Source organism: Streptomyces sp. CA-179760 (genome assembly GCF_050937045.1).
GTDB lineage: Bacteria > Actinomycetota > Actinomycetes > Streptomycetales > Streptomycetaceae > Streptomyces.
The window spans coordinates 8512357-8525888 of the sequence record NZ_JBNJLZ010000001.1; the positions used below are offsets into that span (position 1 = coordinate 8512357).

Sequence of the window (13532 nt, forward strand, 5' to 3'; positions counted from 1 at the left end):
GAGCGCCCTCAGATGCCCGGAAGCACAGTGCGGAAGCGGAACAGGTCCCGGATCGTCGGCGCGGTGGCGCTGGCCGCCGGTGCCTCCCTGGTGCTCGCCGCGTGCGGCAGTACCAAGGACACCGGCGCCTCCGGGGCCGGCGGCGGCGACGGCAGCGGCAAGGTCGGGGTCGTCCTGCCCCTGCTGACCTCGCCGTTCTGGCAGTCGTACAACGACTACGTGCCGAAGATGGCGAAGTCCGAGGGGGTGGACGCGATGAAGACCGTCAACTCCAACAGCGACCCCTCGCAGCAGATCACCGACATCAACAACCAGCTCAACCAGGGCGTCGAGGGCCTGGTCGTCGCCCCGCTGGACAGCGCCGCCATCGAGGCGGGACTCGACCAGGCCGAGCGCAAGGGCGTACCGGTCGTCGCCGTGGACGTGGCGCCCGACAAGGGCAAGGTCGCGATGGTGGTCCGCGCGAACAACGTGGCGTACGGCGAGAAGGCCTGCCAGTACCTCGGCGAGCACATCACCTCCGGCAAGGTCGTGCAGATCATGGGCGACCTCGCCTCGGTCAACGGCCGCGACCGCTCCGAGGCGTTCCGCGCCTGCGTGAAGAAGAACTTCCCCAAGCTCAAGGTCCTGGAGATCCCCGCCAAGTGGGAGTCCGACACGGCGGCCTCCAAACTCGACACCCTCCTCAACGCCAACCCCGACATCAAGGGCATCTACCTGCAGGCGGGCGGCGTCTACCTCGCGCCCACCCTCCAGACCCTCAAGTCCAAGGGAATGCTGAAGAAGGCCGGGCAGCCGGGCCACATCTCCATCGTCTCCAACGACGGCATCCCGCAGGAGTTCGACGCGATCCGCAAGGGCGAGATCGACGCGACCGTCTCCCAGCCCGCCGACGCCTACGCCAAGTACGGCATGTACTACATCAAGGCGGCGATGCAGGGGAAGACGTTCAAGCCCGGCCCGACCGACCACGACTCGACGATCGTGAAGCTGCCCAGCGGCATCCTGGAGGACCAGCTGCCCGCGCCGCTGGTCACGAAGGACAACGTCGACGACCCCAAGCTCTGGGGCAACACGGTCAAATGACGACGCCACTCGTTCAAGCACGGGACGTCGTCAAGCGGTACGGCCCCACCACCGCCCTCGCCGACGGCCGGCTCACCGTCCTGCCGGGTGAGTCCCACGCCCTCGTCGGGCGCAACGGCGCCGGCAAGTCGACGCTGGTCAGGATCCTCACCGGCCTCGAGGCCCCCGACGAGGGCACCGTCCGCTTCGACGGCGACCCCGCGCCCCCGCTCACCGACCGGGACGCCTGGCGCCGCAAGGTCGCCTGCGTCTACCAGCACCCGACGGTCGTCCCCGAACTGACCGTCGCCGAGAACCTGTTCATCAACCGGCAGCCGCTCCGGCGCGGGTTCATCAGCTGGCGCCGCCTGAAGGCCGAGGCGGCCCGGCTCCTCGACACCTGGGACGTGCGCGTCGACCCGCAGGCCCGCACCGCCGACCTCAAGGTCGAGGACCGGCAGATGGTGGAGATCGCCCGGGCGCTGAGCTTCGGCGCCCGCTTCATCATCCTCGACGAACCCACCGCGCAGCTCGACAACCGGGAGATAGAGCGGCTGTTCACACGCATGCGCGCCCTGCAGGACTCGGGCGTCACCTTCCTGTTCATCTCGCACCACCTCCAGGAGGTGTACGAGGTCTGCCAGACCGTCACCGTGCTGCGTGACGCCCGCTGGATCACCACGGCACCGGTCGCCGACCTTCCCCGCCAGGCCCTGGTGGAGGCCATGGCGGGGGAGACGATCGCCGACCAGGCCGAGCGGCAGCGGACCCTCGGGGCCAGTGGTCCCGTCCTGCTCGACGTGCGGGGTCTCACCTCGGCCGCGTACGAGAACGTCGGCCTCACCGTCCGGCGCGGCGAGGTCGTCGGACTCGCCGGATCGAGCGCCAGCGGCAAGATCGAGCTCGCCGAGTCGTTCACGGGCCTGCACACCCCCACGAGCGGGACGGTCCGGCTGGACGGGCGACCGCTGCCGTTCGGCGATGTCCGCAGGGCCTTGGAAGCCGGCGTCGGCTTCGTGCCCCGCGACCGGCACGAGCAGGGCCTGGTCTTCGGCATGTCCATCGGCGACAACACCACCCTCAGCGTCCTGGACCGGCTCGGCCGCTTCGGCTTCGTCGGCACCGACAACAAGCGCGATGTCGCCACCGCGCTGATCGAACGCCTCGACATCCACGCGGCGGGACCCGAGCAGCCCGTCTCCGACCTGTCCGGCGGCAACGCCCAGAAGGTCGTCATGGCCCGGGCCCTCGCCTCCGACCCGCGGCTCCTGGTCCTCGTCAACCCGACCGCGGGCGTCGACGTGAAGTCCAAGGAGTCCCTGCTCGCCCGTGTCGACACCGCCCGCGAGGACGGCACCGCCGTGCTCGTCGTCTCCGACGAACTCGACGACCTCAGGCGCTGCGACCGGGTCCTCGTCCTCTTCCACGGCCGGGTCGTCGCCGAGCACCCTGCGGGCTGGCGCGACCACGAGCTCATCGCCTCCATCGAAGGAGTGGACCATGGCTGACACCAAGGCGGCCCCGCCGCTCGCGCCCGCGCGAGCCACCGACCCGCGTGCCGCCAAGGCCGTCCTGCTCCGCCGGGCCCGCGAACTCGCCCTGGTACCCGCCCTGTTGCTGCTCCTGGTGCTGGGCACCGTCGTCAACGACTCGTTCCTCACCGAGCGCAACATCGTCTCGATCCTCGGCGCCTCCGCCGCCCTCGCGATGGTCGTGCTCGCCGAATCGCTCGTGCTGATCACCGGAAAGTTCGACCTGTCCCTGGAATCGGTCGTCGGTATCGCGCCCGCCGTGGGCGCACTGCTCGTCCTGCCCGCGGCCCAGTCCGGCTGGGGCACCGAACTCCCCGCTGCCCTCGCCCTGCTGGCGATCCTCGTCGCGGGTGCGGCCGTCGGCGCCTTCAACGGCGTCCTGGTCGTGAAGTTCAAGCTCAACGCGTTCATCGTGACGCTGGCGATGCTGATCGTGCTGCGCGGCCTGCTGGTCGGCGCCACCAAGGGCAAGACACTGTTCGGGATGCCCGACAGCTTCTACTCGCTGGCGACGACCACCTTCCTCAGCGTCCCGCTGTCCGTGTGGCTCGCCGCGATCGCCTTCGCGGTCGCCGGTCTTGTCCTGAAGTACCACCGGGTCGGGCGCGCCCTGTACGCCATCGGCGGCAACGCGGACGCCGCCCGGGCGGCGGGCATCCGGGTGGAGCGCGTCATGCTCGGCGTGTTCGTCGTCGCGGGCGTCCTCGCCGCGGTCGGCGGCATCATGCAGACCGGCTACGTCGGCGCGATCAGCGCCAACCAGGGCCAGAACATGATCTTCACGGTGTTCGCGGCCGCGGTGATCGGCGGCATCGCCCTCGACGGCGGCAAGGGCACCATGTTCGGCGCCCTGACCGGCGTACTCCTTCTGGGGGTCGTGCAGAACCTGCTCACCCTCGCGCAGGTGCCGTCGTTCTGGATCCAGGCCATCTACGGCGGGATCATCCTGGTCGCCCTCATGATCGCCCGGGTCACCACCGGCCGGGCCCAGGACTGACGCCCCCGCCCCTGCAACCGAAAGGCACTCTGTGTCCCCGACGCCCGCCCGCATCATCGCGGTCGACACCCACGACATCCGCTTCCCCACCTCGCGCGAGCTCGACGGCTCCGACGCGATGAACCCGGACCCCGACTACTCGGCGGCCTACGTCGTCCTGCGCACGGACGCGGCCGACGGGCACGAAGGGCACGGGTTCGCCTTCACCATCGGGCGGGGCAACGAGGTGCAGGTCGCCGCGATCGACGCGCTGCGCGGACACCTGATCGGCCGCTCGGCCGACGACCTGTGCGCCGACCCGTCCACCCTGAACCGCGACCTGATCGGCGACAGCCAGCTGCGCTGGCTCGGGCCTGAGAAGGGCGTGATGCACATGGCGATCGGCGCGGTCGTCAACGCCGTGTGGGACCTGGCAGCCAAGCGCGCGGGACTGCCGCTGTGGCGGCTGCTCGCCGAGGCCGAGCCCGCATGGCTGGTGCGCCAGATCGACTTCCGCTACCTCACCGACGCCCTCACCCCCGAGGAGGCCCTGGCCCTGCTGCGTCGCGGCCGCGAGGGCGCCGAGGAGCGCACGGCCCGGCTGCTGGAGCGCGGCTTCCCCGCCTACACCACCTCACCCGGCTGGCTCGGCTACGACGACGAGAAGCTCACCCGGCTCGCGTCACAAGCCGTCGCCGACGGCTTCCGGCAGATCAAGCTCAAGGTCGGCGCCGACCTCGACGACGACATCCGCCGCTGCCGCGTCGCCCGGTCCGTCATCGGCCCGGACATCCGCATGGCCGTCGACGCCAACCAGCGCTGGGACGTCGACGAGGCGATCCGCTGGACCAAGGCCCTCGCCGAGTTCGACCCGTACTGGATCGAGGAGCCCACCAGCCCCGACGACATCCTCGGCCACGCGGCGGTCCGCCGGGCCGTGGCCCCCGTGAAGGTCGCCACCGGCGAGCACGTGCACAACCGGATCGTCTTCAAACAGCTCCTCCAGGCCGGCGCGCTCGACGTCGTCCAGATCGACGCGGCCCGCGTCGGCGGTGTTCCCGAGAATCTCGCGATCCTGCTGCTCGCGGCCAAGTTCGGCGTGCCGGTCTGCCCGCACGCGGGCGGCGTCGGCCTGTGCGAACTCGTCCAGCACCTGTCCATGTTCGACTACGTGGCCTTGTCCGGCACCACCGAGGACCGCGTCATCGAATACGTCGACCATCTGCACGACCACTTCCTCGACCCGGTGGTGATCCGCCAGGCTCACTACATGGCACCCACCGCACCGGGTTTCTCGGCCGCCATGCGGCCCGAGTCACTGGCGCGATTCACCTACCCGGGCGGCGAGTTCTGGGCCGCCGACCTCGACGAGCGGAAGAAGGGCCAGGCCGTATGAGCGACTTCGAGGGCATCAAAGCCCTGGTGACGGGCGGCGCCTCCGGCATCGGCCGGGCCACCGCCGACCTCCTGGCCGAGCGCGGCGCCCAGGTCGCCGTCCTCGACCTGGACCCGTCGCCGGTCGACAAGCCGCTGCTCGCCTACCGCGCGGACGTCACCGACGACGCGTCCGTGCGCCAGGCCGTGGCGGCCGCTGTCGCCGACCTCGGCGGTCTTGACGTCCTGGTCAACAACGCGGGCATCGGCGCCCAGGGCACCGTCGAGGACAACTCCGACGCCGACTGGCACCGCGTCTACGACGTCAACGTCGTCGGCATGGTCCGCACCGCCCGCGCCTGCCTGCCCCACCTGCGCGCCTCCGCGCACGCCGCGATCGTCAACACCTGCTCCATCGCCGCCACCGCGGGCCTGCCGCAGCGCGCCCTGTACAGCGCCACCAAGGGCGCCGTGTACTCCCTCACCCTCGCCATGGCCGCCGACCACGTCCGCGAGGGCATCCGCGTCAACTGCGTCAACCCGGGCACGGTCGACACGCCCTGGGTCGGCCGCCTCCTCGACGCCGCGCCCGAACCGGCCGCCGAACGCGCCGCCCTGGAGGCCCGCCAGCCCACCGGCCGCCTGGTCTCCGCGGCCGAGGTCGCGGGCGCCATCGCCTACCTGGCCGGCCCCCTCTCCGGCGCCACCACTGGCACCGCCCTCGCCGTCGACGGCGGCATGCAGGGCCTGCGGCTGCGCCCGGCGGCCCGGTGAACAGGCTCGGCGGCAGCCGCGTCGAGGTCAGCGCCCTGTCCTTCGGCGCCGCCGCGATCGCCAACCTGTACTCCGAAGTCGGCGAGGCCCAGGCGCACGACGCCGTGGAGGCCGCCTGGCAGCGGGGCATCCGCTACTTCGACACCGCCCCGCACTACGGCCTCGGCCTCTCCGAACGCCGCCTCGGCGCCGCCCTGCGCGACCGCCCCCGAGGCCAGTACACGATCTCCACGAAGGTGGGCCGCCGCCTGGAGCCCTCGGAGGGCACCGGCGACGACCTGGCCCACGGATTCGCCGTGCCCGCCACCCACCGCCGGGTGTGGGACTTCAGCGCCGACGGCGTACGACGCACCCTGGAGGCCAGCCTGGAACGGCTCGGCCTCGACCGGATCGACGTCGTCTACCTTCACGACCCCGACGAGCACGCCGAAGAGGCCTTCCGGGAGGGCTATCCGGCCCTGGAGAAGCTTCGCGGCGAGGGCGTGGTCGGCGCGATCGGCGCCGGAATGAACCAGGCGGAGATGCTCACCCGTTTCGTCCGCGACACCGACGTGGACGTGGTGCTGTGCGCCGGCCGCTACACCCTGCTCGACCAGAGCGCCCTCACCGACCTGCTGCCCGCGGCCCACGAACGCGGCACGTCCGTCGTCATCGGCGGCGCCTTCAACTCCGGTCTGCTGGCCAACCCCAGACCCGGCGCTACGTACAACTACACCGCCGCGCCCTCCGAGCTGGTCGAGCGCGCCCTGCGGCTGAAGTCCGTCGCCCACCGCCACGGCACCACGCTGCGCGCCGCCGCCCTGGCCTTCTGCGCCGCCCATCCGGCCGTCGCCAGCGTCCTCGTCGGGGCCCGCTCGGCGCACGAGGTCCGCGACTGTGCCCACCAGTTCGCCGCGCGCGTGCCCGCCGGGTTCTGGCAGGACCTGCGCGCCAAGGGGCTGCTGCCCGCCGACGCCCCCGTCCCCGCCGAGGAGCCGTCATGAGAGTCGCCCTGCACACCAAGGTCCGATCCGACCGCATCACGGCGTACGAGGCCGCCCACCGCGAGGTCCCGGAGGAGCTCACCGACGCCATCCGGGCCTCCGGCGCCACCTCCTGGACGATCTGGCGCAGCGGCACCGACCTGTTCCACGTCCTGGAGTGCGAGGACTACGCCCGTCTCCTCGCCGAACTGGAGAAGCTCCCGGTCAACGTCGCCTGGCAGGCCCGCATGGCCGAGCTGCTGGACGTCGTGCACGACTACTCCGGTGAGGGCGCCGACGCCGGCCTGCCGGTCGTCTGGGAGCTGCCGTCATGACCGTCGTCGACGCCCACCACCATGTGTGGGACCTCTCCGTACGGGACCAGGACTGGATCACCGGGCCCGAACTCGTGCCCCTGCGCCGCGACTTCACCATGAAGGACCTCGAACCCGAGGCGAGAGCGGCCGGAGTGGACCGCACGGTCCTCGTCCAGACGATCACCGTGCCCGAGGAGAGCCCGGAGTTCCTGGCCCTGGCCGACGAGCACGACCTGATCGCGGGCGTCGTCGGCTGGACCGACCTCACCCGCCCCGGCGTCGCCGAGGAACTGGCCCGGCTGCGGGAACTCCCCGGCGGCCGCCACCTCAAGGGCATCCGCCACCAGGTCCAGGGCGAACCCGACCCGGAATGGCTGCTGCGCCCCGACGTACGCCGGGGACTGGCCGCCGTCGCCGACGCCGGGCTGGTCTACGACCTCGTGGTCCTGCCGCACCAACTCCCGGCCTGCGCGCGGGCCGCCGCGGACCTGCCCGGCCTCACCTTCGTCCTCGACCATCTGGGCAAACCGCCTGCCGCCTCCGGCAGCCTCGAACCCTGGGCATCCGGCCTGCGCGCCCTCGCCGCCCTGCCCAACACGGTCGCCAAGCTGTCCGGCCTGGTCACCGAGGCCGACCTCGCCTCCTGGAGCGTCGAGGACCTGCGCCCGTACGCCGACGTGGCACTGGAGGCCTTCGGGCCGGAGCGTCTGATGTACGGCTCGGACTGGCCGGTGTGCACGCTCGCCACCTCCTACGGCGGCACCCTCGACCTCGTACGCCGCCTGACCTCCGAGCAGGACCACGAGCAGATCCTCGCGACCACCGCCACCCGCGTCTACGGCCTCTGAGCGCTCTCCGCCAGCCGCGTCGGCGGCAGGAACTCCCGTACGTACGTCCGCTCCCAGCACGCGCCCGTCTCCCGCAGCTCGCGCCATGTCGTGTAGCGGTAACGGAACAGACGGGCGCGTACGTACCGCGGGGGCGCGTCCGGCGGGAACGGCGAGCGGCGCAGCAGCTTCAGCGTGGTCCGGTCGTTCTCCAGCAGCCGCTCCACCAGCGTGCCGAACCAGGATCCGGCGTAGGCGGGGGAGAGGGCCGCGAACCACATCATCCAGTCCAGTCGCAGATGGTAGGGCGCGAACTGGCGCGGCCAGCGCCGCGGATCGCCCGGCTTGCCCTTGAACTCGTACTCCCGCCAGTCCGAATCCTCGCGCGGCACCTCGTCCGCGGTGCCTTCCACCACCACCTCGTAGCGGACCCGGCTCACACTGCCGAACGCTCCGTAGGTGTTGACCAGATGGACCGGGTCGAAGGAGCGGTTCATCACCTGGCGGCGGGAGATCATGTTGCGGACCGGCTGGTAACTGAGGCCCACGAGCAGCGCGGCCACCGTGAGCACCACGACCACGTACCAGAGCGGGGCCTCGGGCACGTCCGGCGGATCGGCCGGGAACTGTACCGCCGACAGGGCCAGCACGATCGTGATCCAGTTCAGCCAGGAGAAATTACCCGACAGCACCAGCCACAGCTGGGTGACGATCATCAGCGCGGCGGCGGCCGTCGCGACCGGCTGCGGGGTGAACAGCAGGAACGGCACCACGAGTTGGGTGACATGGTTCGCGGCCACCTCGACCCGGTGCAGGGGTTTGGGCAGATGGTGGAAGAACCAGCTCAGCGGGCCCGGCATCGGCTGGGTCTCGTGATGGTGGTCCAGGCATGTGAGCTTCCGCCAGCACTCGTCGCCACGCATCTTGATCAGCCCCGCGCCGAACTCCACCCGGAACAGGATCCACCGCAGCAGGAACAGCGCGACGAACGGCGGCGCCACCTCGTCGTTGCCGAGGAACACGGCGAGGAAGCCGACCTCCAGCAGCAGCGACTCCCAGCCGAACGAGTACCAGGTCTGCCCCACGTTCACGATCGACAGGTACAGCACCCACGGCACCAGCCACAGCAGCATGCCGCCCCACAGCGGCAGCAGCGAGTCGAGCCCCGCCAGCAGCGCCGCCGACACCGCGCAGCCCGCCCAGGCGCAGAGTGCGAAGAAGCGGTCCGAGTAGTGCAGCTGGAACAGGCTCGGCGCCCGCTTGAACGGCACCCGCTCGACGAACTCCGGCACCGGCAGCATTCCGCGGCGCCCGATCAGCGCGCGGAACTGGAGCGCGGCCGTCAGGAACGCGACCAGATACACGGCGGCCAGCGCCCGCTGGAAGACCAGCCGGCTCAGCCAGTAGTCGGATGCGGTGAACCAGTCCACGGCGGTGCGCTCCTCCCGATGCCGCGCCGGACCCCAGTGTCACGCTCCGTGCGACGCCGCTCCGGTTGCGTGACCCGAGCGAGTGAAGCAAACAATAGGGATGAATGGCCAAAAACGAGGCAGGAGGGCTGGGTGCGGACACACACCGGGACCTTCGTCATGGCCTGTGCGCTCTCGACGGCGCTCCTCCTCTCGGGCTGCGGCATCGACGGCGACGACGACGGTGACGACGCGGACGCGGGCGGAGAGCTCTTCCTCCAGCCGGCCGCGGCCCGGGGACCGGACCCCTTCACGGACTCCACGGCCCTCACGACGGCTACCCCGTCCCTCGCCCCGCGAACGCCGGGGGCGTCCGGCGCGTCCGGCGCGGCCCGGGTCTTGGCCGGCCCGCGCTCGCTCTCCGGCGGGACACCCGGCCTGTACGGCGGCATCGAGCGGACCGGCAGCTGCGACATCGCGCGGCAGATCGGCCACCTCACCCGCGACCGGGCCAGGATGCGCGCCTTCGCCGGGGTCGCGGGCGTCCCCCCGGCCTCCGTCCCGGACCATGTACGCCGGCTGACCCCGGTGGTGCTGCGCGCCGACACCCGCGTCACCAACCACGGCTTCCGGGCCGGACGGGCGGGCGGCTACCAGTCCGTCCTCCAGGCTGGCACCGCCGTCCTGGTCGACGACCGGGGCGTGCCGCGCGTCCGCTGCGCCTGCGGCAACCCGCTCCGTCCGCCGGTCGCGACGCGGGGCACTCCGCGCGGCCGGGGCAGCCCCTGGCCCGGCTACCGGCCCGGCCAGGTGATCGTGGTGACCCCGGCCCCGCAGGTGATCACCGACTTCACGATCATCGACGTCGCCTCCCGCACCTGGCTCGTACGGCCGACCGGCCACGACGTACGCCACGACCGGGCCCTGCCGCCACCGCTCTGGGCGCGGCGGCCCGCGACGTCCCCCACGCCCTCGTCCCTCTCCCCGGGCGTGGGCAGTGAGGCTCCCCGGGACGAGAGCAGCCCGGCGGTTGCGGTTTCACCGCCGGGCGACGCGTCCGTACCGCCACCCGACGCGACCGGCCCGCTTCCCGACCCGCCCGCCCCACTCCCGGAAGAGACCGACCCGGCTCCGGACGAACCGGCTCCGGCAGCTCCCGCCGGTTCCGACGAGGTCGGCCCCGACACCGTGCCGGACGGCCCCGACCTGCCCGACGGAGCCGGTCTGATCCCCGATGGCGACTGAGGAACGCTCCGGCCGGGAGGCCCGTAAGCTCGGCACATCGGTCGAAGAATCGGATGTTTCCTGGCAAGGTGGGCCCATGGCTGATCGGGGAGGGAGCGCTCCGTCACTCCCGGACGACTGGCCCGCCCACCCGGATCCGATCCTCGCGCTCAACCGGATGGGCAGTTTCGACTGGGATCTGGACACCGGCCTGATGCAGATGGACGCCCAGGCACACGACATCTTCGACGTGCGCGCCGACGAGTACGACGACCGCCCGGCGACCCTCTCCAAGCGCGTCCCGCCCGGCGAGGCCCAGCGCCTGGACACCGCCGTCTCCCAGGCCCTGAAGGACGGCAGCGAGAACTACGGCGCCTACTTCCGCATGCGCCGCCGCGACGGCACCCTGCGCTGGACCCACACCCAGGGCTACATCCGGCGCGACGACACCGGACGGCCCCGCCGCATCATCGGCATCGTGCGGGACGCCACCCAGGAACTCGGCGAGAGCGAGGCCCGCCTCGACCAGGCCGCCCGGGACGAGGCCCGCCGGGAGCAGACCAGCGTCGTCGAACTCACCACGGCCGCCCTTGCCCACGCCCGCACCGTGCAGGACGTCATCGACGTCCTGAAGGACACCCACGGCCTCACCCACCTGGGCGCGACCAGCCTGGTCATGGGCCTGGTGGAGGCCGGGCGCATCCGCCTGGTCGCCGAGGGGCCCTCGGACAGCTTCGTGCCGGGCACGCGCGTGACCCGGATCGACGAGCCCTACCCGATGAGCGAGGCCGTGCGGACCCTAGGCCCCCGCTTCATCGAATCGCCGGAGGAGTTCGCCGAGCGCTACCCGATCCTGTGGCCGCACATCACCGACCTGAACATCACCTCGGCCGCCTATCTGCCGCTCATCGTCCAGGCTCAGCCCATCGGCGCGATGGGCCTGCTCTACAGCGACCGGCGCGGCTTCACACCCGAGGAGCGCAACATCCTCGTCGCCCTCGGCAGCAGCATCGCGCAGAGCCTGCAGCGAGCCATGTTCTACGAGCAGGAGATGGACCTCGCGCAGGGCCTCCAGCAGGCCATGCTGCCCCGGACCATCCCGAGCGTGCCCGGAGCCGACGTCGCCGTGCGCTACCGCGCCGCCACCATCGGCGGCTCCGTCGGCCGTGACATCGGCGGCGACTGGTACGACCTCATCCCGCTGCCCGGTGGCCGCGTCGGTGCCGTCATCGGCGACGTCCAGGGCCATGACACGCACGCGGCCGCCGTCATGGGCCAGCTGCGCATCGTGCTGCGCGCCTACGCCGCCGAGGGGCACCCTCCGGCCACCGTGATGGCCCGGGCCTCCGTCTTCCTGCACGAACTCGACACCGACCGCTCCGCGACCTGCCTCTACGCCGAGGCCGACCTGTCGACGGGCGTGCTCCAGGTGGTCCGGGCCGGCCACATCGACCCGCTCGTGCGCCGGCCCGACGGCTCCTGCCGCCGCGTCACCGTCCAGGGCGGACTGCCGCTCGGCCTGTCCGCCGAGTTCGGCCGCCTCGACTACCCGGTGGGCACCGTGGAGCTCGACCCCGGCGACACCCTGCTGCTGTGCACCGACGGCCTGGTGGAGCAGCCCGGAGCCGACCTCGACGACGGCATGCGCACCCTCACCGCGCTCGTCGCCACCGGCCCCGACGACGTGCGCGACCTCGCCGACCGGCTCATCGACGTGGCCGCCGAGCGCTGCGGCGACGACGACGTGGCGTTGCTCCTGCTGCGCCGGCGCGGCCCCGACGGCCCGAGGACCGGCCGGCGGCTCCAGCGGCACGTGGCCCCCGGCGACCCGGCGGCCCTGGCCGAGGCCCGGCACATGATCCGCACCGCCGTCGGCGTCTGGGGAGCCCGGGACCGCGCCGACGAGATCGAACTCGTCGCCGACGAGCTGATCACCAACGCCCTGATGCACACCGAGGGCTCCGCGATCGTCACCCTGCGGGTCCTCACCGGCTCCGGTCGCCGGCTGCGCGTCGAGGTCGAGGACTCCTCCAGCGCCCTGCCGCGCCGCCGCGAGGCGGGCGAGTCGGGCGTCTCCGGGCGGGGCCTGCTGCTGGTGGAGCTGCTCACCGACGTGTGGGGCGTGGAGGCGCGCGGCGGCGGCAAGGCCGTGTGGTGCGAGTTCGTGGTGCCCGACCGCGACTGACCCCGCGTGGCACTCTGGACCTATGCCGGAACTCCCCGAGGTCGAGGCGCTCAAGGACTTCCTGACCGAGCACCTCGTCGGCCACGAGATCGTCCGGGTGCTGCCCGTCGCGATCAGCGTCCTGAAGACGTACGACCCGCCCCTGTCCGCGCTGGAGGGACACGAGGTCGCCGCCGTACGCCGGTACGGCAAGTTCCTCGACCTCGCGACCGCGGACGGCCCGCACTTCGTGACGCACCTGGCCCGCGCGGGCTGGCTGCACTGGAAGGACCGCCTGCCCGACGGCCCGCCCCGCCCCGGCAAGGGCCCCCTCGCGCTGCGCGTGGCCCTGGAGACCGGCGCCGGCTTCGACCTGACCGAGGCCGGCACCCAGAAAAGGCTCGCCGTGTACGTCGTGGGGGACCCACAGGAGGTCCCGGGCGTCGCCCGGCTCGGCCCTGACCCCCTCGCCGACGACTTCGACGAGCGGCGCTTCACGGAACTCCTGGCCGGTGAACGGCGCCAGCTCAAGGGCGCCTTGCGCGACCAGAGCCTGATCGCGGGCGTGGGCAACGCCTACAGCGACGAGATCCTGCACGCGGCGAGGATGTCGCCTTTCAAACTCGCCGCGTCCCTGAGCACTGAGGAGACCCACCGGCTGTACGAGGCCCTGCGCGACACGCTCACCGAAGCGGTCGAACGCTCCCGGGGCGTGGCGGCCGGCCGGCTGAAGGCCGAGAAGAAGAGCGGCCTGCGCGTCCACGGCCGCACCGGCGAACCCTGCCCGGTGTGCGGCGACACCGTGCGGGAGGTGTCCTTCAGCGACTCCTCGCTGCAGTACTGCCCGACCTGCCAGACGGGCGGCAAACCGCTGGCGGACCGCAGGATGTCCCGGCTGCTGAAGTGAC

Annotated in this window: 12 protein-coding genes; 11 read left to right on the forward strand and 1 reads right to left on the reverse strand. The window is 72.1% G+C overall.

Features of this window, described 5'->3' with window-relative positions; genetic code table 11:
• The first annotated feature begins 12 nt into the window (after positions 1 to 12).
• From ACQEV8_RS38415 to ACQEV8_RS38450, 8 genes are read left to right on the forward strand one after another with little or no spacing between them, the layout of a single operon-like run.
• Entirely contained in the window at positions 13 to 1086 is a 1074-nt protein-coding gene (locus ACQEV8_RS38415) for a sugar ABC transporter substrate-binding protein (protein WP_432970248.1), read from the forward strand.
• Positions 1083 to 2573: a sugar ABC transporter ATP-binding protein gene (locus tag ACQEV8_RS38420; protein WP_432970251.1), complete on the forward strand. Its 1491-nt coding sequence runs from the start codon at positions 1083 to 1085 to the stop codon at positions 2571 to 2573. Before ACQEV8_RS38415 ends, ACQEV8_RS38420 begins: the two co-directional genes overlap by 4 nt.
• Entirely contained in the window at positions 2566 to 3594 is a 1029-nt protein-coding gene (locus tag ACQEV8_RS38425) for an ABC transporter permease (RefSeq protein ID WP_432970254.1), read from the forward strand. Before ACQEV8_RS38420 ends, ACQEV8_RS38425 begins: the two co-directional genes overlap by 8 nt.
• Positions 3595 to 3625: 31 nt before the next feature.
• On the forward strand, positions 3626 to 4969 hold the full coding sequence (locus tag ACQEV8_RS38430) for an L-fuconate dehydratase (RefSeq protein WP_432970257.1): 1344 nt from the start codon (positions 3626 to 3628) through the stop codon (positions 4967 to 4969).
• Positions 4966 to 5721 (forward strand): SDR family NAD(P)-dependent oxidoreductase, encoded by a 756-nt coding sequence (locus tag ACQEV8_RS38435; RefSeq protein WP_432970260.1) that lies wholly within the window; start codon positions 4966 to 4968, stop codon positions 5719 to 5721. Before ACQEV8_RS38430 ends, ACQEV8_RS38435 begins: the two co-directional genes overlap by 4 nt.
• Positions 5718 to 6704, forward strand: a complete 987-nt coding sequence (locus ACQEV8_RS38440) for an aldo/keto reductase (protein WP_432970263.1) — start codon at positions 5718 to 5720, stop codon at positions 6702 to 6704. Before ACQEV8_RS38435 ends, ACQEV8_RS38440 begins: the two co-directional genes overlap by 4 nt.
• On the forward strand, positions 6701 to 7018 hold the full coding sequence (locus tag ACQEV8_RS38445; protein ID WP_432970266.1) for an L-rhamnose mutarotase: 318 nt from the start codon (positions 6701 to 6703) through the stop codon (positions 7016 to 7018). Before ACQEV8_RS38440 ends, ACQEV8_RS38445 begins: the two co-directional genes overlap by 4 nt.
• A complete protein-coding gene (locus ACQEV8_RS38450; RefSeq protein WP_432970269.1) occupies positions 7015 to 7848 on the forward strand; it encodes an amidohydrolase family protein in 834 nt (277 codons plus the stop codon). Before ACQEV8_RS38445 ends, ACQEV8_RS38450 begins: the two co-directional genes overlap by 4 nt.
• Here the strand turns inward: ACQEV8_RS38450 and ACQEV8_RS38455 are convergent.
• Positions 7836 to 9257 carry a lipase maturation factor family protein gene (locus ACQEV8_RS38455; RefSeq protein ID WP_432970272.1) on the reverse strand — a complete coding sequence of 474 codons (1422 nt, stop codon included), beginning with the start codon at positions 9255 to 9257 and terminating at the stop codon, positions 7836 to 7838. The genes ACQEV8_RS38450 and ACQEV8_RS38455 overlap by 13 nt on opposite strands.
• Positions 9258 to 9389: 132 nt before the next feature.
• Between ACQEV8_RS38455 and ACQEV8_RS38460 the strand changes: the two genes are divergently transcribed.
• From ACQEV8_RS38460 to ACQEV8_RS38470, 3 genes are all read left to right on the forward strand, one after another.
• Positions 9390 to 10481 (forward strand): DUF6777 domain-containing protein, encoded by a 1092-nt coding sequence (locus tag ACQEV8_RS38460; RefSeq protein WP_432970275.1) that lies wholly within the window; start codon positions 9390 to 9392, stop codon positions 10479 to 10481.
• A gap of 76 nt (positions 10482 to 10557) precedes the next feature.
• Positions 10558 to 12645 carry a SpoIIE family protein phosphatase gene (locus ACQEV8_RS38465; RefSeq protein ID WP_432970278.1) on the forward strand — a complete coding sequence of 696 codons (2088 nt, stop codon included), beginning with the start codon at positions 10558 to 10560 and terminating at the stop codon, positions 12643 to 12645.
• A gap of 22 nt (positions 12646 to 12667) precedes the next feature.
• Positions 12668 to 13531 (forward strand): Fpg/Nei family DNA glycosylase, encoded by an 864-nt coding sequence (locus ACQEV8_RS38470; protein ID WP_432970281.1) that lies wholly within the window; start codon positions 12668 to 12670, stop codon positions 13529 to 13531.
• The last annotated feature ends 1 nt before the right edge of the window (position 13532 follow it).

Coding starts and splice junctions, on each gene's coding strand:
- ACQEV8_RS38415 (WP_432970248.1), top strand. CDS start 13: ATGCCCGGAAGCACAGTGCGGAAGCGGAACAGGTCCCGGATCGTCGGC.
- ACQEV8_RS38420 (WP_432970251.1), top strand. CDS start 1,083: ATGACGACGCCACTCGTTCAAGCACGGGACGTCGTCAAGCGGTACGGC.
- ACQEV8_RS38425 (WP_432970254.1), top strand. CDS start 2,566: ATGGCTGACACCAAGGCGGCCCCGCCGCTCGCGCCCGCGCGAGCCACC.
- ACQEV8_RS38435 (WP_432970260.1), top strand. CDS start 4,966: ATGAGCGACTTCGAGGGCATCAAAGCCCTGGTGACGGGCGGCGCCTCC.
- ACQEV8_RS38445 (WP_432970266.1), top strand. CDS start 6,701: ATGAGAGTCGCCCTGCACACCAAGGTCCGATCCGACCGCATCACGGCG.
- ACQEV8_RS38450 (WP_432970269.1), top strand. CDS start 7,015: ATGACCGTCGTCGACGCCCACCACCATGTGTGGGACCTCTCCGTACGG.
- ACQEV8_RS38465 (WP_432970278.1), top strand. CDS start 10,558: ATGGCTGATCGGGGAGGGAGCGCTCCGTCACTCCCGGACGACTGGCCC.
- ACQEV8_RS38470 (WP_432970281.1), top strand. CDS start 12,668: ATGCCGGAACTCCCCGAGGTCGAGGCGCTCAAGGACTTCCTGACCGAG.